The sequence below is a fragment of the Massilia orientalis genome (genome assembly GCF_030411975.2).
GTDB classification, from domain to species: domain Bacteria; phylum Pseudomonadota; class Gammaproteobacteria; order Burkholderiales; family Burkholderiaceae_D; genus Telluria; species Telluria orientalis.
Genome location: NZ_JASNRB020000017.1, coordinates 124,026 through 149,030 on the forward strand (window position 1 = coordinate 124,026; position 25,005 = coordinate 149,030).

Sequence of the window (25,005 nt, forward strand, 5' to 3'; positions counted from 1 at the left end):
CCATGACCCACCCGCTCGACAACATTTTCTGGAACTGCCTCGACGGCCCGCACCGCCATCTTTCCACCGGCACCGACCGGGCGCGCCGCTATGCGTCCGGATTGTCGCCCATCGTCGGATTTCCGGATCCCGAGCGGCCCGATTTCGCCGCGCTGCGCCCGTTCTGTACGCCCGGCGAGCAGTTCTATTGCGACGTCTGGTCCGGTCCCGCGCCGGACGGCTGGCGCATCGAGGTCGATGCGAAGATGTTCCGCCTCGCGTGGGATGGCCGCCCGGGCCCGGCCGACGATCCCGCGCCGGACGCCCTGCCGCTGGGCCCCGCCCACGCGGAAGAGGCACTGGCGCTGGCCCGGCTGACGCGTCCCGGCCCGTTCGGCCTGCGCACGATCGAGATGGGCGAATACTTCGGCTGCTTCGAGAATGGCCGCCTCGTCGCGATGGCCGGCGAACGCACGACGGCCGGCCGCTATCGCGAGATCAGCGGGGTCTGCACGCACCCCGGCCACCAGGGCCGCGGCTACGCGAAGCGCCTGATGCAAAAGCTCATCATGCGCCAGCTCGCGCGCGGCGAGATCCCGTTCCTGCACGTGATGAGCGCCAACCAGGCCGCCCACGACTTCTACCTGCGCATGGGCTTCCGCGACTATGGCGAGACGGTGGTGCGGGTCGTCACGCCCGTCTGAGTATTGTCTTTTTGCTGTCATCGAACGGTAGTTTTCGTTTGTTTTAATGCATGAGCACGTGCCATCCCGGCACGCAAACCGGCCGCGAAGTGCCGGTGCAATCCATCCCTATGGAGAAAGCTCAGCATGACTCACAACGACATCTCGCCGTCGCGACGCAACCTGCTCAAGGGCATGGGTACGTTACCGTTCGTCGGCGCCTTCGCCGCCCTGCAGGCGCGCGAAGCACTGGCCGCGGGCGGCGCCAGCGCCCTGATCGACAGCCCGTACGGCCCCATCGCCCCCGTCAACGACCTGACCACCGGCCTGCCGCTGCTGCAGCTGCCGGCCGGCTTCACGTACAAGAGCTTCGGCTGGACCGGCGACACCATGACCGACGGTAAACCCTGCCCCGCCGCGCACGACGGCATGGGCGTCGTCCTGGCGCGCAAGGTGGGCCGCAGCACGGAGCTCGTCCTGATCCGCAACCACGAGGCGCATGCCGTCAGCCCGAACAAATTCATCAACGCGTTCGGCGCGTACGACACGGGCGCGAGCAGCGCCGGCGCCAGCACGGTGCTGGGCGGCGGCACGACGAACCTGCTGTTCCGCGACGGTGCCTGGGTCAGCGTGACCCCGAGCCTGGGCGGCACGGACGGCAACTGCGCCGGCGGCATCACGCCGTGGGGCACGTGGCTGTCGTGCGAGGAGATCGGCTCCGACAACGTCACGGCATCGGGCAAGAAGCACGGCTATGTGTTCGAAGTGTCGCCGGACACCACGCAGACGACGGGCCAGCCGATCGTCGGCATGGGCCGCTTCGCGCACGAGGCGGCGGCCGTCGATCCGGCCACGAGCATCGTCTACATGACGGAGGATTCGTCGGGCAAGTCGGGCTTCTACCGCTATATCCCGGACGATAAAAATGGCGGCTACGGCGCGCTGGCGCGCGGCGGCGTGCTGCAGATGGCGCGAGTCAAAGGCACGCCGAACGCCAACGTGGCGGGCGCGCTGAAGGGCGATGCCTACGTGCTGGAATGGGTCCCGATCGCCAATCCCGACCAGAACCGCGGCAACGCGACGGGGCCGTCCGGCACGACGATCAACAACGCGGCCGGCCCGTTCGTGCAGGGCTGGCTGCAGGGTGCGCTGCGCATGAACCGCGGCGAAGGCATCTGGTACGCGCAGGGCAAGATGTACGTGATGGACACGTCGGGCGGCAGCGTGGCGCGCGGCGCGATCTGGGAACTGGACCTCGCCACGCAGGTCTTCCGCTGCATCTATTCGAGCCCGAACACGACGGTGGGCAATATGGGGGACAACCTCACGGTCAGCCCGCGCAACGCCATCCTGATCTGCGAGGATGCGTCCACGGCCACGACCGACGCATTCGGCTACGGCCAGCGCCTGATGGGCATCACGCAGGGCGGCGACGCCTACATCTTCGCCAAGAACAACGTGCAGCTGACGACGTCGCAACTGAATGTGGCCGGCAAGCTGGATGCGCTGGCGGGCGACCACCGCGGCAACGAGTTCGCGGGCGCCTGCTTCGACCCGACGGGCCGCTACCTGTTCGTGAACATCCAGACGCCGGGCATCACGTTCGCGATCTCCGGTCCGTGGGCCAAGGGCCCGCTCTGATCCGCCATCGAAAGGAATCGACATGAACAACAAACTGATGGGCGCATTCGCCCTGGCGGCCGCGCTGGCACTGCCGCAACTGTCCCAGGCCGCGATCCTGGCCGGCACCGCGGGATCGAATACCGTGACGGATTACAGCGGCGCGGGCCTGGCCTCGTTCGACCTCGACCTCGCCACGTTCACGCCGACGACGTTCAGCTTCGTGCTGGAAGCCGGCGACCTGGCCGGCCCCCTCGCCTTCAACGCCCTCGTGCGCAACCTGGCCGGCACCGCGCTCGATGAATTCAGCTTTTCGTTGAACGGCATCGCCTTCTTCGCGGCCGGCAGCGTGACGCCGGCGTTCGGCACGGTCGGCTCGACGACGTCCGGCGCGCACACGGCGAACGTCGTGTTCAGCGCGCCGGAGTGGGCCGAGTTCCAGTTCGGGAATGCGCTGGGCATGCCGGGTGCTGCCGACTGGCTGCTGGATACGAACGGCCTGCGCGCGGGCGACACGTTCACGATCACCGCGGCCACCGTGGCGGCGGCCGAGGTGCCGGAGCCGTCGACCGCATTGCTCGCGATGACGGCGCTGCTGGGCATGGCGGCGGCGTACAAGCGCAAGCGCGGCTGAGCGTCATCCCCGCGAACGCGGGGATCCATGCTGAGCTGAATTCTGATGCTCAGTATGGGTTCCCCGCTTTCGCGGGAACGACGAGTCATACAAGTCCCGTGACGTAATAAAACGCGATCACGAAGAACACCGCCAGCGTCTTGATGACGGTCACCGCGAAAATCTCGCGATACGATTCCTTGTGCGTCAGCCCCGTCACCGCGAGCAAGGTGATGACGGCGCCGTTGTGCGGCAACGTGTCCATGCCGCCGCTCGCCATCGACACCACGCGGTGCAGCACTTCCAGCGGGATCTGCGCGGCCTGCGCGCCCTTGATGAACAGGTCCGACATCGCGGCCAGTGCGATGCTCATGCCGCCCGATGCGGACCCCGTGATGCCGGCCAGGGAGCTGACCGACACGGCCGCGTTCACGAGCGGATTCGGGATGCTTTTGAGCGCATCGCCGACCACGATAAAACCCGGCAGCGCGGCGATCACGCCGCCGAAGCCATACTCCGACGCCGTGTTCATCGCGGCCAGCAGCGCGCCGCCGACAGCGGCTTTCGAGCCGTCCGCGAAACGGGCGCTCACGCGCCGGAACGCGGTCAGGATCACGACGACGATCCCCAGCAGCAGCGCCGCTTCCACCGCCCAGATCGCGACGACGGTCTTGATCGTGGCCGTCACCGGCGTGTGCACGCCCGGCAGGATCTCGGCCGGCACCGTGAACGAATCGCCATACCATTGCGGGATCATGCGCGTGAGGACGAAGTTGGCCACGCCCACGACGATCAGCGGCAGGATCGCCAGCGCCGGATGCGGCAGCGACGTCGCCGGCGTGCGTTCCGGCTCGTTGACCAGCGACGTGCCGTAGCCCTCGCCGCGCGCCAGCGCCGCGCGGCGGCGCCACTCCAGGTACGACAGGCCCACGACGATGATGAACAGCGAGCCGACGGTGCCCAGCACGGGCGCGGCCCACGACGTCGTCTTGAAGAACGTCGTCGGGATGATGTTCTGGATTTGCGGCGTACCCGGCAGCGAATCCATCGTGAACGAGAACGCGCCCAGCGCGATGGCGCCCGGCATCAGCCGTTTCGGGATGTTGCTCTGGCGGTAGAGCTCGGCCGCGAACGGGTACACCGCGAACACGACGACGAACAGCGACACGCCGCCATAGGTCAGCAGCGCGCACACGGCCACGATCACCGCGTTCGCGCGCGAGCGGCCGATATAGCGGATGGCGGCATTGACGATCGATTCCGAAAAGCCGGACAGCTCGATCACCTTGCCGAACACGGCGCCCAGCATGAACACGGGGAAGTACAGCTTGACGAAGCCGACCATCTTTTCCATGAAGATGCCGGTGAATACGGGTGCGACGGCGTCCGGCGCGGTGAGCAGCACCGCGCCCAGGGCGGCGATCGGGGCGAACAGGATGACGCTGTAGCCGCGGTAGGCGGCGAACATCAGGAACGCCAGCGCGGCGAGAACGATCAGAAATGACATAGGCCTCCTCTTTCTTCTTGATGCAGCCGATTATTATTGATCGGGCAAATCTTTGAAATACGTAAAATTACTGTTACAGAATTCAGGGGTGATGTTGCGTTGCCACATATGGAAAGGTTTGCATTTCCACTTCCCTCGTTCAGCGTCGCCAATCGGTGTACATACATTAGGAATTTCGCAAAAGAAATGATATTTTGTAAAACACCTATCGATGTATTGCGGAGACCGACGTGCCTGTTGTCAGTGCAGAACTGCTGTTGATGTTGATGCCGCTCGCGGCAGTCATCGCCATCCTGCTGGGATGGCAGCAGCAGCGTCTGGCCGACGCCCGGCGCGACAGCCTGGACACGCACCGCGCCATCCTGACCCTGGAAGCCGCGTTCGCCCACGTGCCGGTCGGACTGGCGGTGCTGGACCTCGACCTGCGCTTCATGCGCATCAACCGCCAGCTCGCCGAGATCAACGGCCTGCCGGCCGAGGACCACATCGGCAAATCGATCCACGACGTCATTCCCGACATCGCCCCCGCCGCCGAAGTGCGCATCCGCCAGGTCATGGCGCGCAGCGCGCCCCTCCTCGGTTTCGTGTTCGAAGGCGCGACGCCGGCCCAGGCGCATGTACGCCGCGTATGGCGCGAAAGCATCTACCCGGTCGTCGACCGCAATGGCGCCATGCTGGGCGTGACCGTCGTCGTCGAGGAGATCACCGAACAGCAGCGCCTCGCCGGCGCCCTGAAGGACAGCCAGCGGCGCGAACAGCGCCGCACGAACGAGCTGGAAGGTTTGATGAAGGCGGCGCCCGCCGCGCTGTTCGTCGCCAGCGACCGCGAATGCCGGCGCATCAAGGCGAATCCCGCCGCCGAGCGCCTGCTGCGCCTGCGCCGCGGCGAGAACCCCGCGGCGGACGCGCCCGGCCACCGCGCCTTCGCCGTGTATGCGGGCGGCACGCTGCTGGCCCTCGACCAGCTGCCGCTGCAGCGCGCCGCCGCCACCGGCGAGGAAGTGCGCGACGAGCCGCTGACGGTGCGCTTTGCCGACGACGAGCGGCTGCACGTCGTCATCAACGCCCTGCCCCTGCGCGACGAAGCGGGCGAAGTCGTGGGCGCCGTCGCCGGCTTCGTCGAGGCACCCGCCGCCACGGCAAACGCGGAGATTGACGGGTAAACCGGACGATGTTCAGTAAATGAAACGGCAAGCTTGCAGCGATAATACCGAGCCATGACGACCACCATTTCATCGAGGACGACGGCGAACGCCAACCAGGGCCTGGCCGACCTGTATGGCGCCGCCGTGAAGTCGCTGAGCGCCCGCAACACGGGCCTGCAGGGCATCGACGCGCAAATCAAACGCGACGACGCGCGCCTGTCCACGCTGGGGCGCCTGGCCAACGTGCTGGACGACGTCAGGTCCGTCGCCGGCACCCTCGCCGCGAGCGGCCTGAAACTCGCGACGCAGGTCGACGGCAAGATCCTCGACGCGCGCATCACCGCTTCCGGCGCGGCCGCCGGCACGCACAAGATCGACGTGAAGCAGCTGGCCCAGGCCCAGCAACTGGTCACGATCCGGGTGCCCACGGCCACGACGACGATCGGCAGCGGCGCGCCGACCGTCGTCAGGATCGAAGCGGGCGGCAGCACGCGGACCATCCGCATCGGCGCGCCCGACAACACGCCGGACGGCATCGCCGCCGCGTTCAAGGCGGCCGGCATCGATGCGAAGCTCGTCTCCGACGACAAGGGCGTCGCGCTGAGCCTCACCAGCCAGCCCGGCGCCGCGAATGCCATGCGCATCGGCGTGTCCGGCGACCCGGCCCTGCAGGCGCTGCTGTCTTACCAGCCGGGCACGCGCGGCGCGGTGACGCAGGCGAGTGCCGCGCAGGATGCGGTCGTCAACATCGACGGCAAGACCGTCACCAGCGGCAGCAACAAGCTCACGGGCGCCATCGCCGGCGTCACGCTCGACCTCAAGACCAAGGGTGCCGGCACCGTGACGCTGGCCGGCGACAACACGGCCATCGCGAAGAACGTCAAGGCGTTCGCCGACGCCGTCAACGCGCTGCCCGGCCGCCTGGCCGCGCTGAAGACGGGAGACCCCGCCTCCGACCGCACGCTCGCCCAGATCCAGGACCAGGTCACGCGCCTCGTCGGCGGCGTCGATCCGGCCGCGCTGGCGGCCATCGGCGTGAGCGCGAAGAACGGCAAGCTGGCGGTCGACGCGGCGAAGCTGGACGCCGCCATCGCCGCCGACCCGGACCGCGTGGCCAAGCTGTTCGCGAACGGCGGCTCGGGCCTCGCCGACAAGGTGGGCACCGGCATCGCGCAGCAGCTGGCGACGGGCGGCACGCTGGCCGGCCAGGCCGCGGCCGTGGCGAAGGACCGCGACACGCTCGCCGACAAGAAGACGCAAATGACGCAGGCGGTCAACGCGCAGGCCAGCAGCCTGGTGCAGCAGTACGCGAATGCCGGCAGCAATTCGCTGTTCGGCCTGATGAACGGCGGCCGCCCGATGTCCGCGTTCGACTTCCTCGCCTGACGTCCAGGCGACCGCAGTTCAAGCGACAGTACGCAGGGCGAACTCCGCGAGCCAGTGCTCGAACTGCGCCGCCGTCATCGGCCGGCCGATACCGTAGCCCTGCGCGATGTCGCAGCCGTGCTCGCGCAACCAGCGCAGTTCCGCCGGCGTTTCCACGCCTTCCGCGACGACCGTCAATCCCAGCGCGTGGCTCAGCATGATGGTCGATTCGACGATGGCCGCGTTGCGCGGCGACTCCGTGATCGCGGTGATGAAGCTGCGGTCGAGCTTCAGTTCGTCCACGGGCAGGCTTTTCAGGTAGGCCAGCGACGCCTGGCCCACGCCGTAGTCGTCGATCGACAGCTTGATGCCGAGGCCCGCCAGTTCGTCGAGGTGGGCCTGCGCCAGCGCCGGATCGTCCATCAGCGCGCTTTCCGTGATCTCCAGGCACAGGCGGCGCGCCGGCACCGCATGCGCCTCCAGCAGGTCGCGCACGCGCCGGCCCAGGTGCGGATCGAGCAGGTCCAGGGTCGACAGGTTCGCCGACACGGCGATGTCCAGCCCCGCCGCATGCCACGCGGCGGCCTGGCGCACCGCGGATTCCAGCACCCACGGCGTGATCTCGCGGATGAACCCCGTCTGCTCGGCGAACGGGATGAAGCGTGCCGGCGCGATGTTGCCGCGCTCCGGATGCTGCCAGCGCAGCAGCGCTTCCACCGCCACGATGCGCCCGCTTCCCAGCGCCAGCTTGGGTTGATAAGCGAGCGTGAATTCGCCGGCCGCCAGCGCACGGCGCATGTCGCCGATCAGGGACAGCTGCTCGTGCGCGGGCTCGCCGCCGGTCTCCTGCGCGAATGCGATACCGGCATGGCGCCGCTTGGCGGTGGCCAGCGCCAGCTCGGCACGGCGCAGCAGCGTGGCCGCATCGAGGCCGTCGTCCGGAAACAGCGCGATGCCGACGCTGGCCCCGATGTCGAGGCGCTGGCCGTCCAGCGTGACCGGGTCGCGCAGCGCGGCCAGCACGGTGTCGGCGAAGCGGCGCGCGGCCTCGGGGCCGGCGCTCTCCAGCAGGAACGCGAACTGGTCGCCCCACAGGCGCGCCAGCATGCCGCCCTCCGGCACCAGCGGCTGCAACTGGCCCGCGACGGCGCGCAGCAGGCGGTCGCCGACGACGTGGCCCAGCGCATTGTTGATGAGGGCGAAGCGGTCGACGTTCACGACCAGTACGGCGCCGCCCGCGCCCGGTGAGAGGCGGCCGAACGCTTCCAGGAAGCGCGTGCGGTTGGGCAGGTCCGTCAAGGCGTCGACATAGGCCAGCCGGGCGATGCGCTCCTCGCGGCTCGCGATCTCCGTGCGCATCTGCTCGAAACTGCCGGCCAGCTGGCCGATCTCGTCGCGCGGCGCGGGTGGGAGCGGCTGCGCGTAATCGCCCTGCGCGATGCGGCGCGCGGCGGCGGACAATTCGTGCAGGGGCCGGACGATGCGCCCGGCCAGCATCACGCTGCCCGCCGCGAACACCGCGACGGCCGCGACGATCACGCCCAGCAGCCGTCCCTGCAACTGTTCGAACGGCGCCTGCACCTGCGCGACGGGCAGCCGCAGCACGGCCTGCAGGCCGCCGTCCAGCGGCACCTCCACGGACGCATCCTGCGTGCCGACGGATGCGCCGGAGGACGCGAGCACGCCGGGCGCCCCGGTCCGCACGATCTGCACGCCGAGGCCCGTGATGCCGGCCATGTCGGCCGCCCAGCGGTCGTCCACGTGGAAGCCCATCGCCACCCAGGCGATGCGCGTGGGCGCCTGGATCGGCACGAGTACGACTTGATAAAGTTGGCCACTGAGCTGGCCGTTGCGCATCTGGCGCAAGCCCGCGCTGCGCCCGGACACCTCGGCGGCGGCGATAAGGTCGGGGAACGGGAACGGATCGCCCGCCGCGCTGGCGCGCTGCGTGGTGGCGATCAGCCTGCCGTCGGTGCCCGCGACCATCATCACCTGCGCGTGGATGCGCTGGCCGTGGTTGCGGATCACGGAGCGCACGGTGGGCTGGTCCTGCGTGGCGATCGCCTCGCGGAACGCGAAGTCGGCGGACAGCACGGCCGCTGCCGTCTCGAGCTGGCGCTGGTTCTGTTCCAGCAGGCGCTGGAACACCTTGGCGCCGACGGCCAGTTCGCGCCGCGTCTCGCGCTCCACGATGCGCGTGCTGCTGTGGTGGACGAGCGCCAGCACGAGCCCCATGACCAGCACGAGCAGGCCCACGAAGACGATGGCGATCCGATGCCGCAGCGATCTCGATGACATGTCAGTAACGGTCCGGGTCGTCCTCGGTGTGCGGCTTCGGTTGACGGGCGCGCGCGTCCAGCACGAGCGTCATGCGCACCGGCGCCTCCTCGATCTCGATGTCTTGCGGCGCCACGGCCGCCTTCTGCAGTGGATGCCACGGCCGCACGCGATAATGGCCCGCCGGGACATTCGTGACGGCGGCACGGCCGTCCGCGCCCGTACGGGCAAAGTACGGCGTGTCGACGACCAGCACGTGCGCCTCCATCCAGTCGTGGATATTGCAGCCGATGTCGACCTGGCCCGGCTTGTCGAACACGACGGGCTGGCCCGGCTTGCCGGCATACAGCTTGATCTCGAAGCGCTTCGGCTCGGAGAACGAATACACGTGGTGGCGCATCGTGTCGTTGTTGGGGAAGTCGACGCTGGTGCCGGTCTGCACGACGGTCATCCACGGGATGAATTCGCGGCCCCGCTGCTCGATTGCTACCCCTTTCGCGGCGGGGGCGCGTGCACGTGGGCGCGCCGGCGTGCCCGCGAGGGGCTCGACGAGCACGGCGGCGTCGGCCAGCGGCGTACCGGCCGGCGTCTGCACGAGCACCTCGACGGTCGCGGCGCGCGCGCTAACCGCCGCCAGGGCCGCTGCGAACGACAGCGGCAGCAGCGCGCGTCTCACGGTTCGATCTGCAGCGCGGGCGCGATCTGCCATACCTCGGTGGTCAAATCGCCGTCGCGGTAGGTCAGCGCATGCCAGACTTTCACGGGAACGGTGCCGCCATAGTCGGCCTTCGCCTGCAGCGACGTGCCGCGCGGATTGCCGAGCGCCGTCAGCTTGCCGAACGACGCGGGACGGGGCTTGCCGGCATTCGCCGCGATGAACTTCTGCCAGACGGCGCGGATCGCGGCCTTGCCGCGGTAGCGGCCGTCGAGCGGTCCGCCGACCCACTCCATATAGGCGTCATCGGCATAGTCGCGCATCAGCGCTTCCAGGTCGCCGGCGGCGACGGCATCGAGGTGGGCCTTCGCCTTCGCCTCGTCCAGCGGTCCGGCCACGGCCTGGCCGCCGCACACGGGCAGCAATGCGCATGCCAGCAGCAGGGATGCAACCTTCGTCTTGCGGATCATGGTGTCTCCTCCACGTATATTTATTGCCGGAGCAAAAGTTTCCTGTCCGAAAATCATAATTACATGGAAACCCAGCCGTGGCAACACGGAAGAAGAACGGTGTGGCGGATCAGCTTTCGACGGTGCCCAGCTTGCCGAGGCAGCGGCGCTGGAAGTTGTCCAGACCGTCGGTGACGAAATCGTCGTCGTCGTCGATCACATGGCCGTCGATCAGCATGCGCAGCTTGGCGATGCGGTCGCCCAGCGCGAGCGCCTGCGCCAGGTTCTCCTCGCCCGGATCGCCCGCGTGCGCGATCGCGTCGGCGACCTCCTGCGGGAAGTCCCAGTGCTTCGCGATGGCGGCCGACAGCAGGCGGCCTTCGGCCAGCAACCGCGCCCCGAATTCGCTGGAACCAGGCACCTTGTTCTCTTCGCACAGGCGGTCGGCCAGGCGGAAGCCGACGACGAGACCCAGGTTCTGCATCAGGCCGGCGAGGTAGGCTTCAAACGCCCCCGCCGTCAGGCCCGGCGCCATCAGGCTGGCGGCCAGCGCGCATTTCTCGGACTGGGCCCAGACGTGCGGCGCCGCCAGGCGCGTGAAACCGGTCGTCTGCAGCTTGATGATCGGCCGGAAGGCGATACGCGCCAGCAGCATGCGCAAGCCGTTCTGGCCCAGCATCATGAGCGCCGCTTCGACCGTCTTCACGGGCGACATCGGCCGGTAATACGCGCTGTTCGCCTCGCGGATCACCTCGGCCACGAGGACGACGTCCTGCGCGACCTGGCGCGCCAGTTCGGCGTTCGACGCTTCATCCTGGAGGCTGCGCAGCAGTTGCGGGATCACTTCCGGCACGCGCGGCACCAGCTCGGCCGCACTGGCCGGATCGCGCGCGAGTGCGCGCACCTGGTCGAGGATCGCCGTCTGGACGGCCTCCGAGGCGTCGTAGCCGGAGGACGCGGTCAGCCAGCGGTAATACGTGGCCTCGATTTCGGCGGGAATGCCGCCAGGGTGTTCGTCCGCCTCCGCCGCGGCGGGAGCCGCCTTGGTGTCGGCCGTGTTGTCGGAACCGCCCCGGAGGCGGCTGATCCAGTTTTTCATAGGCGTTGGGACTGCGCTGCGATGATGGCTTCATTGTAGCCTGACGGGTGTCATCCAGGCATTGCGCGCACGATCATTTTTCCGGAGCCGCCCACTCCGGGAACTCCCTCCCATGTAAAAAAAACAAATATTGACTGTCGCAATCGATCTCGCATGAACAACTCGTGCGTCGACATCAGGTTCACTTGTGTTAGTTTTCGTACCGACAGAGGGCTGCGGAGTTTATTCGATGAAAATAATTCTCGGCATGATCGGAGTCGGCAGCGCGTTCCTGGCAAGCCACGTGAACGCGCAGGCAACGGCGGCCGACCGTATTCCCGATACGATGGAAGCGCGGGTGCAAGCCTGTACCGGATGCCATGGCGCCCAGGGCCGCGGCGTGGAAAACGTCTATTTCCCGCGTCTCGCGGGCAAGCCGGCCGGTTATCTCTACAACCAGCTGGTGGCATTCCGCGACGGCCGGCGCAAGTACGTGCCGATGAATTACCTGCTGGCCTACCTGCCCGACGACTACCTGATGCGCATGGCCGAGCACTTCGCGTCGCTCAATCCGCCACCCCTCGTGCAACCGGCGGTGCAGCGGTCGCCGGAGCAGGTGCGCGCCGGCCAGCGCATCGTCACGCAGGGCATCCCCGCCAAGAAGATCCCCGCCTGCGTCACTTGCCACGGCGCGGAACTGGGCGGCCGCGAACCCGGCATCCCAGGCCTGCTGGGCCTGCGCGCGGACTACGTCAGTGCGCAACTGGGCGCGTGGCGCTTCGGCGTGCGCACGGCGCTGGCGCCGGACTGCATGCAGCTCATCGCCTCGAGCCTCTCCGAGCCCGAAGTCGCCGCGGTGTCGGCGTATCTCGCATCGCTGCCCGTGACGGCGGCCAGGCCGCTGCGCCAGCCCGGCATGAAGCTGCCGCTCGCGTGCGGCAGCCAGCCGCAGAAAGGAGGCCAGCCATGAACGCCGTGATCCGCAGGATCGCGCTCGCCGCCGTCCCCTTGGCGCTGCTCGCGGCGGCCGCGTGGGCGCAGACCAATGCGGCAAAAGCACCCGCGCAACAGTCGATCGTGGAACGGGGCCGCTACCTCGCGCAGGCCGGCGACTGCATCGCGTGCCACACGGTCCCGGGTGCGAAGATCTTTTCCGGCAACCGGGCGATGCCAACGCCGTTCGGCACCCTGTACGCCCCGAACATCACGCCCGACCGCGACACGGGCATCGGCAGCTGGAGCGCGGACGACTTCTACAACATGATGCACACGGGCCGCTCGCCGAAAGGCTATCTGCTGTATCCGGCGATGCCGTTCGCGTCGTACACCAAGGTCACGCGCGCCGACAGCGACGCCATCTTCGCCTACCTGCGCTCGGTGCCGCCGGTACGCCTGGCGTCACGCGAGCACGACCTGCGCTTCCCGTACAACAACCGCTCGCTGCTGATCGGCTGGCGCACCCTGTACTTCAAGGAAGGAGAGTACCAGCCGGACCGCGGCAAGTCGGTCGAATGGAACCGCGGCGCCTACCTCGTGCAGGGCCTCGGCCACTGCGCGATGTGCCACACGCCGATCAACGCGCTGGGCGGCTCGTCGCAGGAAAAGGCGTTCCAGGGCGGCCTGATCCCGATGCAGAACTGGTACGCCCCGTCGCTGACGTCGAACCGCGAGGCGGGGCTGGGCGACTGGGCGCTGCAGGACATCGTCGACCTGCTGCAGAAAGGCGTGTCGAACCGCGGCACCGTGTACGGGCCGATGGCCGAGGTCACGTTCAACAGCCTGCAGTACATGACGGACGACGACGTGCGCGCGATGGCCGTCTACCTGAAGAGTCTTCCGGCCGACCAGGGCCCCGCGTCCGATCCGGCCGGCGCGCCGGCGCGCGCGGACGTGGGCCAGGCCTTCACGGAAGGCCGCCGCATCTACGCCGCGCGCTGCGCGTCGTGCCACGGTGCGGAAGGCCGCGGCAAGTTGCCCCACTACCCGCCGCTGGCGCGCAACCAGTCGATCGGCATGAGCTCCGCCGTGAATCCGATCCGCATGGTGCTCAACGGCGGCTACCCGCCCGGCACGAAGCGCAATCCGATGCCGTACGGGATGCCGCCGTTCGCGCAAGACCTGAACGACAACGAGATCGCATCGGTGGTGACGTTCATCCGCACCGCCTGGGGCAACCGGGGCGCGCCCGTGACGGCACGCGAAGTCAACCAGCTGCGCTCGGCCACGGTCGAGTAAAAGGGGAAGGCATGTTTCTGGAACCGACAGACCAAGACCTGGACGGCGGGGAGCAGCAGCGCCGCGTCGACGCCATCGTCGCGCGCGGCCCCGGCGGCGCATTCGCCCTGGCCGGTATCGCGGTGGCGATCGTGATGGCGATCTGGCTCGCCTTCTACTTCCTCGTGTTCGTCGCACGCGGAGGCGATTGACATGGCAGGTACCGCACACGACATCGCCGCGAAAGCGGAAGCGCGCTGGGCGTGGATCGTCGGCGGCATCATCGCCTTCCTCGTCGCGATGATGGCGTACATGAGCCTCCACTGGGCCGCGATGCCGCCCGTGCGCACGGAAACCATCGACCCGACCACGCTGCACATCGCCGGCGAATTCGTCGAGACGAACCTGGGCAGCGCCGCGGAGCCGGACGGCTCCGTCACGGTGCGCGTGCTCGCGAACCAATACTCGTTCACGCCGCAATGCCTCGTCGTCCCCGCCAACACCTGGCTGCACTTCCGCGGCACGGCGGCCGACGTCGTGCACGGCTTCTCGGTCAGTCACAGCAACGTGAACCTGATGCTGATCCCGGGGTACATCTCGAACTTCCAGACCCGGTTCGAAACGCCCGGCGAGCACGTCATGCCGTGCCACGAATTCTGCGGCAACGGCCACGCCGCGATGTGGGCCCATGTGCAGGTCATCCCGCGCGAAGAATTCATGCGCAGGGCGAACTCCCAGCCAGGAAGGAGGTTGAGCTGTGTTCAGTAACGATTCCCGCCGCCTCGTGCTGGCCCACTTCTGGGTCGCCTTCGCCGCCTTCTTCGCCGCCCTGCTGCTGGGCGAATGGCAGATGGTGATCCGCAGCCCGCTGATCGACTGGATCGGCAACCCCGAGCTGTACTACCGCTCCGTCACCGCGCACGGCTCCGCGATGGGCTATGTGTTCCCCACGCTGGTGGCGATGGGCTTCGGCTACGCCATCGTCGAACTCGCGCTGAAGCAGCCGCTCGCGGGCAAGCGCTGGGCCTGGATCGGTTTTACCCTCGTCGTCCTCGGCACGGTCGTCGCGATGATCCCCGTCTCGCTGGGCAAGGCCTCGGTGCTGTACACGTTCTACCCGCCGCTGATCGCGCACTGGGCCTACTACATCGGCATCGTGCTGGTCGTCGTCGGCTCGTGGATCTGGGTCGCGCTCATGTCGATCAATCTGCGCGTGTGGAAGAAAGCGCATCCCGGCGCAGCCGTGCCGCTGCCGATGTTCGCCAATCTCGCAGGGGCGTATTTGTGGGCATGGACGTCGGTCGGCGCCGCCGTCGAGATCCTGTTCCTGATCCTGCCCGTGGCCCTCGGCTTCAAGTCGACGATCGATGCCGGCCTGTCGCGCGTGTTCTTCTCGTGGACCCTGCACGCGATCGTCTACTTCTGGCTGATGCCGGCCTACATCGCCTTCTACACGCTGGTGCCGCGCGCCATCGGCGGGCGCCTGTACAGCGACATGATGGGCCGCATCTCGTTCGTGCTGTTCCTCGTGTTCTCGATGCCGATCGGTATCCACCACCTGTTCCAGGACCCGCAGGTCGGCGCGGGCGTGAAATTCCTGCACGCCGTGTTCACCGCGATGGTCTCGGTCCCCACCTTGCTGACCGTCTTCACGATCACCGCGTCGGTCGAAATCGCGGGACGCCTGCGCGGCGGCACGGGCGCCCTCGGCTGGGTCAAGGCCCTGCCCTGGCATAACCCGATGATGCTCGCCGTCGCGTTCTCGTTCATCCTGCTGGGCTTCGGCGGCGCGGGTGGCCTCATCAACATGAGCTACCAGCTCGACTTCGCCATCCACAACACGCAGTGGATCACGGGCCACTTCCACCTGATCTTCGCGGGCGCCATCGTCATCATGTACTTCGCCGTCGCGTACGACCTGTGGCCGCACCTGACGGGCCGCACACTCGTCCAGGGCGGCATGATGAAGGCGCAGCTGTGGCTGTGGTTCACCGGCATGATCATCCTGACGTTCCCCTGGCACGTCGTCGGCGTGATGGGCATGCCGCGCCGCATGGCCTACTTCGACTACACCAACCCGGAGATCGCGCCGCAGGCAATTACCGTGATCCTCAGCGCCATCGGCGGTTTGCTGCTCGTGATCTCGGGCGTGCTGTTTTTGCTCGTCCTGCTGCGCGGCCATCGCGGCAGCCTCGTCGAGCTGCCCGAGTTCCGCTTCAGCCAGCCGGTGCACGCCGTCGCGCGCGTGCCCGTCGCCCTGAACAGCTACGCGTTATGGCTCGCGCTGATGATCGGCCTGTCGCTCGTCAACTACGGCTACCCGATCGCGCAGCTGATCGCGCTGAAGCAGACGTCCGTGCCCGCCGTCCCGATCGGAGGTACGCCATGAACGAGCCCCTGTTTTCGACGAAGAACCGCTGGTTCACGATCAGCGTCGCGGCCGTCGTGATCATCGCCGCCGCCGCCGCCGCCATCGGCTTCGTGTGGCTCCCGCGCGCCCACGCGCGCGACGCGATGGCGTCGATCTGGGAATCGATCTGCAGCGCGGCCGGCGCGCCGGCGCCCTACCGCAGTCCGGACCAGCCGGACGAGAAGGCCGTCTACCCGACGAGCGTGATCGTGAGCAGCGAATTCACGGGTCCGATCGACAACGTGGCCGTCGGCCGCGGCGCCACGCTGGCCCTGCAATGCAGCATGTGCCACGGCGCGCGCGGCACGGCATCGGCCGGCACGAACGCGCCGCACCTGGCGGGCCAGCCCCCGTCGTCCACCTACAAGCAGCTGCGCGACTTCAAGTCCGGCCACCGCCCGAGCGCCGTCATGCAGCCGCTGGCGACGAATCTCTCCGACCAGGACATGCGCGACCTGGCCGCGTTCTACTCGCAGCAGCAGCGCGAGACCCTGGTGGCGCATGCGGGCATCCAGGTCGAGGTGCCGCGCATCGTCAGCAACGGCTCGCCGATGCGCAACGTGGGGGCATGCGCGACCTGCCACAGCCCGGGCGTGGCGCGCGTGGCGACGCCGATCATCGACGGGCTGCCGGCGGCGTACATCGTCGACCAGCTGAATGCCTTCAAATCGGGGCGGCGCGCCAACGACATCAACCAGCAGATGCGCAATGCTGTGCATGGGCTGACGGACCAGGAGATCGAGGTGGTGGCGAAGTATTACGCCAGCCGCTGATCAGAGCGACGCCGCCAGCGCCTCGGCATCCGCCCCGGCGGGAATGCGCATCGGCGCCGCGGGATCCGTCACGGCCTGCCAAACGCCCCGCGCGACGTCTTGCGCCTGCGTGACCGGTCCCGGCTCGCGCATGCGCTTGAACACATCGTCCATCAGCGGCGCGTACGCCGCCGGAATCTCGCCCTGCATGAGCGGGCGGGCGTTCTCGCCGAAGCGCGTGTCCGGCGCGCGGCCCGGCAGCACGAGGCGTGTCCGGATACCCAGCGGTGCCAGTTCCAGCGCGAGCGATTCCGTGAACGCGTTCACGGCTGCCTTGCTGGCCCTGTAGACCGACAGTAGCGGCAGCGGCACGAGCGTGACGGTCGACGTGACGTTCACGATCACGCCCGCGCCCCGCGCGCGCATCGCCGGCAGCACGGCCTGCGTCATGGCGATCGTGCCGAGCGTGTTCGTCTCGAACACCGCACGGACCGTGTCCGTCGACACGGCTTCCAGCGGATTGATCAGGCCGATGCCCGCATTGTTGACGAGCGCATCGATCGGCCCCGCGGCGGCGATGGCCGCGCGGACGCTGTCCGCGTCCGTCACGTCCAGCGCGACGACGCGCAGGCGATCGGATGCCGGCAGCAGGTCGGTGCGCGGCGTGCGCATCGTGGCGACGACCTGCCAGTCGCGGTCGAGGAAATGGCGGGCGATTTCGAGGCCGAAGCCGGACGAGCAGCCGGTGATCATGACGGTTTTCATGTGAACTCCTGTGTGGGTTGGCGATACCGTTACGATAGCTGCCGGCGCCCGGACGCGCTACAATCGTCAGTCCACATATCTTTTGCGGGAGTCCGGAATGATCGATCCCTTGGCCGACGTGGTCGGCCTGCTGCGGCCGGGCGTGCGCTACACGAAGATCGTCGGCGCGGCAGGCCGCTGGGGCGTGCGGCGCACGGAAACGGGCGAGCCGTCGTATTGCGTCGTACTCGACGGCGCCTGCCTGCTCACGGCCGCGGACATGGATCCCATCGCGCTCGAGCCGGGCGACTTCGTGCTGATCCCTGCCACGTACGACTTCTCGATGTCCAGCCTGCGCCCGCCGCCCGCACGCGACTTCGACAAGCCACCCGCGCAGGTCGCGCCCGGCGAAGTCCGCCACGGCACGCGCGAGGGCCCGCCGGACGTGCGCTTCCTCATCGGCCACTGCGAGTTCGCGGCGCCCGATGCGGCCCTGCTCGTGTCGCTGCTGCCGCGCGTCGTGCACGTGCGCGGCGAGGCACGCTTGGCCACACTCGTGCAGTTGGTGAACGACGAAGCGCGCGCTGGACGTCCCGCACGCGACGTCGTGCTGGCGCGCCTGCTGGAAGTGCTGCTGATCGAAGCGTTGCGCGGGGCCGGCGGCACGGACGCATCGCCGGGGCTCGTGCGCGGTCTCGCGGACCCGCGCCTGGCGCACGCGTTGCGCGCGCTGCACGCGGCGCCGGAACGCGCGTGGACGGTGGCCGACCTCGCGCGGGAAGCGGCCCTGTCGCGCTCCACGTTCTTCGAGCGTTTCAGCCGCACCGTGGGCATGGCGCCGATGGCCTACCTGCTGACCTGGCGGATGGCGCTGGCGCAGGACCTGCTGCGCCGCGGCGCGGGCAGCATCGCCGAGGTGGCCGAGCGCGTGGGCTACAGTTCGGCGAGCACGTTCACCGTCGCGTTCGCGCGGCATGTGGGGGAGCCGCCGGGGCGGTATGCGCGGGCGGCATGATCGGATTCGAACCGACTTACCGCATGCCTACCGCTGCTTCATCGTGTTTCTTGTGCACGAGATCCCATTGCTGCTGCAAGGCAGACACCGCTGGATGCTGGGCGGGATGCGATGGATGCTTCAGCGGTTGTCCCGACAGCATACGATAAGTCGGATCGTCGACGTCGGGGCTGACCCATACCTCACCTGTATCGGGCTCGACGGCCAATAAGCCCAAGTCCCATAACGTATGGATGTCGGCACGCAGCAGTATGCCATTCTTGATCGTGTTGGTATCCGGGCCGAGATAGGGCGTAATATGCGCAGCTTCCAGCAGGGGGACCACGGGACAGCCCGTGATCGCGCAGCGGCCGCCATACGCTTCAAGCAGCTTCTCTCTGAACTTGCGCTGTCCGCGTCGCTGGACGACGTCGCGCAGGACACGCGTGCGCGCGTCCTTGAGGCCGGTCGGATCGAACGGCTCGTCGGTGTCCGCTGCGAGTTCTTCAACTTGCTGTCGATACGGCCCGTAATCGTTCGGCTTTCCGTGATATTGGGCCTGCAGGTATTTTTGATAGTTGCTGAGGGCTGCAGCGTGCATGCCCTTCCCTGTCGCGTTCCGATTGATGAACTCGGTGGTTCGGCTTAGCCGCTCGATGAGGACAGTGAGTTCGTCCACATCCGAGATGTCGGAAATCGGTTTCGTCGTCAACTTGTGCCTGATCGCCCAGTTGGTCAAGCTTCCCTTGATGGCGTTGAGGTAGTTATTGGCCGACTTTTCGGATAAGCCACTTGCTCGCATCCATTCCACGAAATCCATATCGCCTCTTCAATAGATATTGAACAGGCAAGATAGCATTGATTTTGAACAGAGAGATCTGGACGGGGCGCCTTTTAGTGGGGCGTAACATGACACCCTTGTACAGCCGAGAATCCTTGCTATAATAGGCGGCTTCGCGAGCAACTGGCTCGCGAACCCATCAGGAGAGATGGATGAGTGGTTTAAGTCGCACGCCTGGAAAGCGTGTATAGGTTCATAGCCTATCCGGGGTTCGAATCCCCGTCTCTCCGCCAGAACACGAAAGATAGGCCACCTCGAGTGGCCTATTTTTTTGTGCCCACCGCCGTAATTGTTGCGCGACCACAAAGGTTAAGTTTTCGTTAGCAAAAGTCACGCCGTTAGTGATATTGTTGCCGCGATATAACTTTTTCAACACCGCCGTGAAACGCAAAGCCCTTTACCTCGTCATCTTCGCCATCGCCGCAGCCGGCGCCGCCAGCGGCACCTGGCTCGCCAACCGCAAGCCGGCTCCACCACCGCAGGTAGCGCAGGCCACAGGGCCGACTAAAGAAGCCACCGCCATCGCCGCCGACATGCAGCAGGTGCTGGCGGCCTACCGCAAGATGATCGTGCTGACCCAGGACGAAGCCGGGCTCTCCTCGACAGGCCAGGAAGAGGTCAACCGCGTCGGCCAGCAGCTGTTCCATGAAAACCAGGAACGCATCAACAAGATCGACGATGCGCTGGAAAGCCTCGTCGGGTCGCAGAACCCGCGCCGCTTCGAGGCGGTCGGCGGCCTGCTCGATTACGTCGAGTCGGGCGAAGGGCTGTACGACGCGGACCGTCTCGCGTTCCGCGAACTGATGCAGTCGCTGCTGGCCAGCGTGGCGAAGGATTCGTCGCTCCCGGCCATCAAGCTGCACAAGCGGATCTCGGAAGACGTCGACGCGCTGGCCGAAATCGAGCGCAATTACGAGAACGAGATCCGTGCCGTCTTCGGGCGCTTCGAGACGCGCTCCATCACGCTCAAGCGCGAGAAGTGGGACAGCTACGTCGCCTACCTGAAGACGCTCTACCAGCGCGACCGCATCCTCAAGGATTACGGCGTCGTGCTGCCCTACCCCGCCAAGCCGGAACCGCCGAACCAGGACAACAGCCCGACCGCGCAAAAGGAAGAGGACGAGATCTTCGGCAAGGGCCTGCCCAGGAAGACGATCGTGCTGACCTTCGACGACGGTCCGCATCGCCGCTACAGCGAGGAGATCGCCGCGATCCTCAAGCAGTACGACGCGCCGGCCGTGTTCTTCAGCGTCGGCCGCAACCTCGGTACGCTCGACGCGCACGGCGCCGCGCGGCTCAATGCGGGCGCGGAAGTCAGCCGCAAGCTGAAGGCCGCGGGCTATGTGCTCGCGAACCACAGCTTCTCGCACGCGCAGTTGTCGAAGGAGAGTGGCGCCAGCCTGAAGGCCGAGATCCTCGATACGGACACGCTGCTGAAGGCCGTCGATCCGCAACGCTCCGCGCTGTTCCGCTTTCCCTACGGCGCGCGCAACAAGGAGGGCATGCACCTGCTGGCCGACGCGCACCTGAAGTCCGTCATGTGGAACATCGATTCGCTGGACTGGGCCGATCCGGTGCCCTCGTCCATCGCCGATCGCGTGCTGCGCGCGGTCGACAAGGAAGGCCGCGGCATCATCCTGTTCCACGACATCCACGAGCGCACCGTGAAGGCGCTGCCGGCGATCCTCGACCGGCTCGTCGCCGAGGGCTACCAGTTCGCCGGCTGGGATGGCAATACGTTCCGCGTGAGCGGCGGCGCGCATGCGGCGCCGGCACCCGTCGCACGTGCGGCCGCGACCGGGTATGCGTCCTCGTGGGCGATCGTCGTCGGCGTCGACGGTTATCCGAAATGGCCGCGCCTGCAGTACGCCGTGCGCGATGCGGAAGGCGTCGGGCAGGCGCTCGTGCAGAAGTTCGGTTTCGCGCCCGATCACGTGGTCACGCTGAAGAACGAGCAGGCCACGCGCCGCGGGATCCTCGCCGCGTTCCACGATCTCGTCGGCCATGGGGGCACGAGCGGCCTGCAGCCGAACGACCGCGTGTTCGTGTTCTTCGCCGGCCACGGCGCCACGCGCAAGCTGAGTTCCGGCCGCGATCTGGGCTACATCGTGCCGTACGACGCCGATCCGGAGAATCTCGCCAGCGACGCCATCCCGATGACGGAAATCCAGAATATCGCCGAGAGCCTGCCCGCGAAGCACGTGCTGTTCGTGATGGACGCCTGCTACAGCGGCCTCGGACTGACGCGCGGCGGCGCCAACGCGGCCTTTTTGCGCGATAACGCGAAGCGCCTCGGCCGCCAGATGCTGACGGCGGGCGGCACGGACCAGATGGTGTCCGACGGCGGCCCGAACGGCCATTCCGTGTTCACGTGGACGCTGCTGCAGGGCCTCGGCGGCAAGGCCGACCTGAACGGCGACGGCCTGATCACCGCGACGGAGCTGGCGGCGTACGTGGCACCGGCGGTGGCCAGCGTGTCGCAGCAGACGCCCGCCTTCGGCAGCCTGCCCGGTTCCGAAGGCGGCGACTTCGTGTTCGAACTGCCAGAGGAAAGCGAATTCCTGAATACGAACACGGCGCAGCTGTCGAACGATGCCATCGCGCTCAACACGAAGCTGGACGCGAAGGCGTCGGCGCCGACCGCGCCCGTCGTCGTGAAAGACCTGCAGGGTGGCGAGCAGATGATCAAGGCGCCGGCCGCGGTGCCGGTCTCCAGCCGCCAGCAGGCGCAGCGCGCCAACGACCACGGGCTGCAGCTGTACAAGGAAAAACAGTACGCGCAGGCCGAGGCGCAGTTCACCGAAGCGCTGAAGCTGCGTCCGAACTTCGCGCTGGCGGCGAACAATCTCGGTTTCGTCTTCTACAAGCAGGACAAGTTTGCCGAGGCGGCGCGCTGGTTCGAGAACGCGATCAAGATGGACCCGTCGCGCGCGATCGCGTACATGAACCTGGGCGACGCGTATGCGCGCGCGGGCGATGGCGAGAAGGCGAAGGCGGCATACAAGACTTATCTCGAGCTGGCGCCGAGTGGGTCGGGGGTCGGATATGCGAAGGGCCAGATCGAGAAGCTGTAGACACCAACCGTCATTTCCGCGCAGGCGGGAACCCAAGTCAGGCCGGCACGCTGCTTGAACTTGGGTCCCCGCCTTCGCGCACTGCTGTCCGGAATAATTTTTACCGTCGAAAATAGGCCCGCCATAGGGAAATACCGTCGTTCCCGCGAAAGCGGGAACCCATGCTGACTGCTCGAAGTCGACTCTTTGTAGCCAACGAGGTGGAAATGAAGAACGTAGTTAGCATACTCAGTATGGATTCCCGCTTGCGCGGGAATGACGATGCTATTTCTGACGGTTTTTGAAAACAATATTCCGGACACTAGTGCGCCTTCGCGGGGACGACGGTGTTAAGGTTGCGGGCCGCCCTCATACGCCCCCAGCCTGCGCTGCTCATCCTCGCTGAACATGCGATTGCGCAGCGCCGTCACGGCCGCCTCGTCGTTCAATCCGAGGCGCTGAACCAGATACGCATCGATCCGCCGTCTCCACGCCGCCTCCTCCCGATCCACTTCCGCCAGCCGCTGCGCCGCATCCACACCAAACGCGTCCGCGCGCAGGCGGAAGACATCTTCCTCGCCCGCGCCGCCGGCCCGCAGCCGTTCCGCCTCCTCCTGCACGCGCACGATTTTCAGAGGCGCCTCGCGCGCCGCACGCACATCGGCCGGCAGGCCGGCATCCAGCGCGGCCAGGCGCGCCCGCTTCTCCTGCGCGTCCAAGGTGCGGTCGTCGCGGATCTCCATGCGTGCCAGGGCCTCCGCATTGGCGGCATCCTCGCGGCCGAAGATCGCGGCGATCTCGCGCTGGCTGAAATACTGCGCACGCAAGCCGCGCAGCGCGTCGAGCCGGCGCTTCAGGGCCGCGGCGTCCTGACCGGCCAGCCTGCGGTCGGCGCCGACGCCCGCCAGCGCCAGCCGGTACGCGCTGTAGCGCGTCAGCACGCGCTTCGCTGCCGCGGCGGCGGCCGGGCGCAAGGTGCGGTCCAGTTCACGCTCGATTTCCGCCCGCACCGCGGCGGGCGATTTCTCGCCCACGGTGCTCAGGTAGTAGTCGAACAGTTCGATCAGCCGGGCGTCCGCGACGATGCTGTCGTCCGGCGCCACGTGCACGGCGCCGTCCGGCCGCGTGCCCTGCAGCGATGGCGCGAACGCCTTCGCTGGCGGGGTGACGGTCACGGTTTGCAGTGCCGGTGCTGGCCGCCCGGCCAGCATGGCCAGCCACAGCGTGCCGGCCGCGCCGAGCGCCAGGACGATGTTCGGACTGCGGTTCACAGGCCCATCTCGCGCAGGCGGTTGGCGTGCTGGCGGTACAGCGTGACGGGATTCGTCTCGAACAGGTTCACGAGGCCCGCGACCTGGTTCACTTCGTCCAGGTGGTTCAGCGCGTAGTCGTCGCGGATCACGCGGCCCAGGTGGCTGGAGCAGCTGCCGACGAGGCCATCGTTCTTCTCGCCGCGGAACGCCAGCGACACGAGGCTGAGCGGCGCGTCGATCGGGTCGAGCAAATTCGTGAACGGTTGCGCGCCGCTCCACGAGAAGTAATACACGCCGCGGGTCTGCCAGGCGCCTTCGCCGCACGCGGTCGTCGGCACGCCTTCCGGATGCGCCGCATTGAACTTTGCGGCACCCGCAGTCGTCAGCGAATCCAGCGCCGCCGTCGACACCTGCGCGCTGCTGTCGCCGGACAGGAAGGCGATGGTGCCGGCCAGCCCATCGACGATGGAGCCCAGCACGGCCTCCGACAACGTCCCCGGCGCGACCGTGCCGCGGATGACGTCCGCCACCGCCGAACCTTTATTGACGCCGCCGACGCTCGTCACGGACGCGACGAGGTTCGGCGCCACCGAGGCGACGTAGCGGATGGTCGGACCGCCGTGGCTGTGGCCGATCAGGTTGACCTTCTGGGCGCCGGTCGCGGCCAGCACCTGCTTGACGTAGCTGAGCAGCTGTTCGCCGCGCACTTCCGTGCTGTTGGCGGCGCTCACCTGGGCGACGTAGACCTGGGCGCCGTCGCGGCGCAGCGCGTCCGTGATGCCGAACCAGTAATCGAAGGGGCCGATGCTGTCCCAGCCGAGCAGGCCGTGCACGAGCACGATCGGGTAGCGGGTCTGGGTATAACCGGCGGCGGATGCGGACAGCGGCAGGACCGACAGCGCGAACAAGAGTGCGGCGAGCCAGCGGGAGAAACGTTTCATCGGTGGGTCTCCTTTTTAATGATTGTCGTACGGCTGAGCCAGAGTACGTACAAGCGGAGGACGCAACAAGGCATGCACGGCCGCACAAGACGGATTGGCTTGCCGAATCAGGTGAATGTCCCAATAATCCATGCATCGTCAGGGGAGAAAACCACACATGGACATGAAACGCATCAACGCGGGCAAGCTGCGCGCGATCGGCTACGACGCGCGCGAGCGCATCCTGCGCGTGGAATTCGACGACGGCAGTGCGATCGATTACTCGGGGGTCGGCAGCGAAGTGTGGCGGCGGTTCTCGACGTCGGGCGCGGCCTGGAGTTTCTATCGCGATAATATCGAGGAAGAGTTTGCGGGCAAGCGCGGCCGCGCGGCCGTGGACAGCAAACGGGCGGAGCTGGAAGCGTTGTTCAGGCAAGCCGGCGAGCAATGACG

General features: G+C 67.4%; 23 protein-coding genes and 1 tRNA gene. 15 read left to right on the plus strand and 9 right to left on the minus strand.

Going from position 1 to position 25,005, the window contains the following annotated elements; translation table 11 throughout:
• Window positions 1–2 precede the first annotated feature (2 nt).
• The 3 genes from QPK29_RS24545 to QPK29_RS24555 all read left to right on the plus strand — a co-directional run bounded on the left by QPK29_RS24545 (window position 3) and on the right by QPK29_RS24555 (window position 2,916).
• The gene (locus QPK29_RS24545) at window positions 3–683 is read left to right on the plus strand and encodes a GNAT family N-acetyltransferase (RefSeq protein ID WP_056126266.1); all 681 of its coding nucleotides are present in this window, start codon (window positions 3–5) and stop codon (window positions 681–683) included.
• 126 nt (window positions 684–809) lie between these two features.
• The gene (locus QPK29_RS24550) at window positions 810–2,303 is read left to right on the plus strand and encodes a PhoX family protein (RefSeq protein WP_056126264.1); all 1,494 of its coding nucleotides are present in this window, start codon (window positions 810–812) and stop codon (window positions 2,301–2,303) included.
• A 22-nt stretch (window positions 2,304–2,325) separates the two neighbouring features.
• Window positions 2,326–2,916 carry a PEP-CTERM sorting domain-containing protein gene (locus tag QPK29_RS24555; RefSeq protein ID WP_371768507.1) on the plus strand — a complete coding sequence of 197 codons (591 nt, stop codon included), beginning with the start codon at window positions 2,326–2,328 and terminating at the stop codon, window positions 2,914–2,916.
• A gap of 85 nt (window positions 2,917–3,001) precedes the next feature.
• Here QPK29_RS24555 and QPK29_RS24560 read toward each other — a convergent pair whose 3' ends face one another.
• Entirely contained in the window at window positions 3,002–4,402 is a 1,401-nt protein-coding gene (locus QPK29_RS24560; RefSeq protein WP_056126260.1) for a GntP family permease, read from the minus strand.
• Between the two features lie 230 nt (window positions 4,403–4,632).
• On the opposite strand from QPK29_RS24560, the gene QPK29_RS24565 reads away from it, so the two are divergent.
• Entirely contained in the window at window positions 4,633–5,565 is a 933-nt protein-coding gene (locus tag QPK29_RS24565) for a PAS domain-containing protein (RefSeq protein ID WP_160410611.1), read from the plus strand.
• A 54-nt stretch (window positions 5,566–5,619) separates the two neighbouring features.
• The gene (gene fliD / locus QPK29_RS24570; RefSeq protein WP_371768508.1) at window positions 5,620–6,933 is read left to right on the plus strand and encodes a flagellar filament capping protein FliD; all 1,314 of its coding nucleotides are present in this window, start codon (window positions 5,620–5,622) and stop codon (window positions 6,931–6,933) included.
• An 18-nt stretch (window positions 6,934–6,951) separates the two neighbouring features.
• On the opposite strand, the gene QPK29_RS24575 is transcribed toward fliD, so the two are convergent.
• The 4 genes from QPK29_RS24575 to QPK29_RS24590 all read right to left on the minus strand — a co-directional run bounded on the left by QPK29_RS24575 (window position 6,952) and on the right by QPK29_RS24590 (window position 11,392).
• Window positions 6,952–9,210 carry a putative bifunctional diguanylate cyclase/phosphodiesterase gene (locus QPK29_RS24575; protein WP_371768509.1) on the minus strand — a complete coding sequence of 753 codons (2,259 nt, stop codon included), beginning with the start codon at window positions 9,208–9,210 and terminating at the stop codon, window positions 6,952–6,954.
• Between the two features lies 1 nt (window position 9,211).
• A complete protein-coding gene (locus QPK29_RS24580) occupies window positions 9,212–9,865 on the minus strand; it encodes a methylamine utilization protein (protein ID WP_371768510.1) in 654 nt (217 codons plus the stop codon).
• Window positions 9,862–10,314 carry a nuclear transport factor 2 family protein gene (locus QPK29_RS24585; RefSeq protein ID WP_082577593.1) on the minus strand — a complete coding sequence of 151 codons (453 nt, stop codon included), beginning with the start codon at window positions 10,312–10,314 and terminating at the stop codon, window positions 9,862–9,864. Before QPK29_RS24585 ends, QPK29_RS24580 begins: the two co-directional genes overlap by 4 nt.
• Window positions 10,315–10,423: 109 nt before the next feature.
• Window positions 10,424–11,392, minus strand: coding sequence for an HDOD domain-containing protein (locus QPK29_RS24590; protein WP_371768511.1), 969 nt, complete (start codon window positions 11,390–11,392; stop codon window positions 10,424–10,426).
• Between the two features lie 247 nt (window positions 11,393–11,639).
• Here QPK29_RS24590 and QPK29_RS24595 point away from each other — a divergent pair, with 247 nt between their 5' ends.
• The 6 genes from QPK29_RS24595 to QPK29_RS24620 are packed head-to-tail and all read left to right on the plus strand — an operon-like array spanning window position 11,640 to window position 16,768.
• Entirely contained in the window at window positions 11,640–12,341 is a 702-nt protein-coding gene (locus tag QPK29_RS24595; RefSeq protein ID WP_400189848.1) for a c-type cytochrome, read from the plus strand.
• Window positions 12,338–13,606 carry a c-type cytochrome gene (locus QPK29_RS24600; protein ID WP_371768513.1) on the plus strand — a complete coding sequence of 423 codons (1,269 nt, stop codon included), beginning with the start codon at window positions 12,338–12,340 and terminating at the stop codon, window positions 13,604–13,606. The genes QPK29_RS24595 and QPK29_RS24600 overlap by 4 nt, the downstream gene beginning before the upstream one ends.
• Before the next feature lie 11 nt (window positions 13,607–13,617).
• Window positions 13,618–13,797, plus strand: coding sequence for a hypothetical protein (locus QPK29_RS24605; protein ID WP_160410615.1), 180 nt, complete (start codon window positions 13,618–13,620; stop codon window positions 13,795–13,797).
• Window position 13,798: 1 nt separating this feature from the next.
• A complete protein-coding gene (locus QPK29_RS24610) occupies window positions 13,799–14,353 on the plus strand; it encodes a cupredoxin domain-containing protein (RefSeq protein WP_156403961.1) in 555 nt (184 codons plus the stop codon).
• Between the two features lie 16 nt (window positions 14,354–14,369).
• The gene (locus QPK29_RS24615) at window positions 14,370–15,974 is read left to right on the plus strand and encodes a cbb3-type cytochrome c oxidase subunit I (protein ID WP_371768838.1); all 1,605 of its coding nucleotides are present in this window, start codon (window positions 14,370–14,372) and stop codon (window positions 15,972–15,974) included.
• Window positions 15,971–16,768, plus strand: coding sequence for a c-type cytochrome (locus tag QPK29_RS24620; protein WP_371768514.1), 798 nt, complete (start codon window positions 15,971–15,973; stop codon window positions 16,766–16,768). The genes QPK29_RS24615 and QPK29_RS24620 overlap by 4 nt, the downstream gene beginning before the upstream one ends.
• Here the strand turns inward: QPK29_RS24620 and QPK29_RS24625 are convergent, their stop codons facing one another.
• Window positions 16,769–17,512 carry an SDR family oxidoreductase gene (locus QPK29_RS24625; RefSeq protein ID WP_371768515.1) on the minus strand — a complete coding sequence of 248 codons (744 nt, stop codon included), beginning with the start codon at window positions 17,510–17,512 and terminating at the stop codon, window positions 16,769–16,771.
• A 97-nt stretch (window positions 17,513–17,609) separates the two neighbouring features.
• Here QPK29_RS24625 and QPK29_RS24630 point away from each other — a divergent pair, with 97 nt between their 5' ends.
• Window positions 17,610–18,506 carry an AraC family transcriptional regulator gene (locus tag QPK29_RS24630; protein ID WP_371768516.1) on the plus strand — a complete coding sequence of 299 codons (897 nt, stop codon included), beginning with the start codon at window positions 17,610–17,612 and terminating at the stop codon, window positions 18,504–18,506.
• 16 nt (window positions 18,507–18,522) lie between these two features.
• Here the strand turns inward: QPK29_RS24630 and QPK29_RS24635 are convergent, their stop codons facing one another.
• Window positions 18,523–19,305 (minus strand): HNH endonuclease, encoded by a 783-nt coding sequence (locus tag QPK29_RS24635; RefSeq protein WP_056126235.1) that lies wholly within the window; start codon window positions 19,303–19,305, stop codon window positions 18,523–18,525.
• A 163-nt stretch (window positions 19,306–19,468) separates the two neighbouring features.
• Here QPK29_RS24635 and QPK29_RS24640 point away from each other — a divergent pair.
• Together QPK29_RS24640 and QPK29_RS24645 are read left to right on the plus strand one after the other, a co-directional pair.
• Window positions 19,469–19,559, plus strand: a tRNA-Ser gene (locus tag QPK29_RS24640).
• Window positions 19,560–19,706: 147 nt separating this feature from the next.
• Complete coding sequence (locus QPK29_RS24645) at window positions 19,707–22,400, plus strand: polysaccharide deacetylase family protein (RefSeq protein ID WP_371768517.1); 2,694 nt, start codon at window positions 19,707–19,709, stop codon at window positions 22,398–22,400.
• 329 nt (window positions 22,401–22,729) lie between these two features.
• Here QPK29_RS24645 and QPK29_RS24650 read toward each other — a convergent pair whose 3' ends face one another.
• Window positions 22,730–23,650, minus strand: coding sequence for a lipase secretion chaperone (locus QPK29_RS24650; protein ID WP_371768518.1), 921 nt, complete (start codon window positions 23,648–23,650; stop codon window positions 22,730–22,732).
• Entirely contained in the window at window positions 23,647–24,573 is a 927-nt protein-coding gene (locus QPK29_RS24655) for a lipase family alpha/beta hydrolase (protein ID WP_371768519.1), read from the minus strand. The genes QPK29_RS24650 and QPK29_RS24655 overlap by 4 nt, the downstream gene beginning before the upstream one ends.
• A gap of 163 nt (window positions 24,574–24,736) precedes the next feature.
• Between QPK29_RS24655 and QPK29_RS24660 the strand changes: the two genes are divergently transcribed.
• A complete protein-coding gene (locus QPK29_RS24660) occupies window positions 24,737–25,003 on the plus strand; it encodes a KTSC domain-containing protein (RefSeq protein ID WP_400189849.1) in 267 nt (88 codons plus the stop codon).
• Window positions 25,004–25,005 lie beyond the last annotated feature (2 nt).

Excerpts from the sequence above, each read along its gene's own strand:
- QPK29_RS24545 (WP_056126266.1), top strand. The coding sequence starts at position 3 with ATGACCCACCCGCTCGACAACATTTTCTGGAACTGCCTCGACGGCCCG.
- QPK29_RS24550 (WP_056126264.1), top strand. The coding sequence starts at position 810 with ATGACTCACAACGACATCTCGCCGTCGCGACGCAACCTGCTCAAGGGC.
- QPK29_RS24555 (WP_371768507.1), top strand. The coding sequence starts at position 2,326 with ATGAACAACAAACTGATGGGCGCATTCGCCCTGGCGGCCGCGCTGGCA.
- QPK29_RS24560 (WP_056126260.1), bottom strand. The coding sequence starts at position 4,402 with ATGTCATTTCTGATCGTTCTCGCCGCGCTGGCGTTCCTGATGTTCGCC.
- fliD (WP_371768508.1), top strand. The coding sequence starts at position 5,620 with ATGACGACCACCATTTCATCGAGGACGACGGCGAACGCCAACCAGGGC.
- QPK29_RS24575 (WP_371768509.1), bottom strand. The coding sequence starts at position 9,210 with ATGTCATCGAGATCGCTGCGGCATCGGATCGCCATCGTCTTCGTGGGC.
- QPK29_RS24585 (WP_082577593.1), bottom strand. The coding sequence starts at position 10,314 with ATGATCCGCAAGACGAAGGTTGCATCCCTGCTGCTGGCATGCGCATTG.
- QPK29_RS24590 (WP_371768511.1), bottom strand. The coding sequence starts at position 11,392 with ATGAAAAACTGGATCAGCCGCCTCCGGGGCGGTTCCGACAACACGGCC.
- QPK29_RS24595 (WP_400189848.1), top strand. The coding sequence starts at position 11,640 with ATGATCGGAGTCGGCAGCGCGTTCCTGGCAAGCCACGTGAACGCGCAG.
- QPK29_RS24600 (WP_371768513.1), top strand. The coding sequence starts at position 12,338 with ATGAACGCCGTGATCCGCAGGATCGCGCTCGCCGCCGTCCCCTTGGCG.
- QPK29_RS24605 (WP_160410615.1), top strand. The coding sequence starts at position 13,618 with ATGTTTCTGGAACCGACAGACCAAGACCTGGACGGCGGGGAGCAGCAG.
- QPK29_RS24610 (WP_156403961.1), top strand. The coding sequence starts at position 13,799 with ATGGCAGGTACCGCACACGACATCGCCGCGAAAGCGGAAGCGCGCTGG.
- QPK29_RS24620 (WP_371768514.1), top strand. The coding sequence starts at position 15,971 with ATGAACGAGCCCCTGTTTTCGACGAAGAACCGCTGGTTCACGATCAGC.
- QPK29_RS24625 (WP_371768515.1), bottom strand. The coding sequence starts at position 17,512 with ATGAAAACCGTCATGATCACCGGCTGCTCGTCCGGCTTCGGCCTCGAA.
- QPK29_RS24630 (WP_371768516.1), top strand. The coding sequence starts at position 17,610 with ATGATCGATCCCTTGGCCGACGTGGTCGGCCTGCTGCGGCCGGGCGTG.
- QPK29_RS24635 (WP_056126235.1), bottom strand. The coding sequence starts at position 19,305 with ATGGATTTCGTGGAATGGATGCGAGCAAGTGGCTTATCCGAAAAGTCG.
- QPK29_RS24655 (WP_371768519.1), bottom strand. The coding sequence starts at position 24,573 with ATGAAACGTTTCTCCCGCTGGCTCGCCGCACTCTTGTTCGCGCTGTCG.
- QPK29_RS24660 (WP_400189849.1), top strand. The coding sequence starts at position 24,737 with ATGAAACGCATCAACGCGGGCAAGCTGCGCGCGATCGGCTACGACGCG.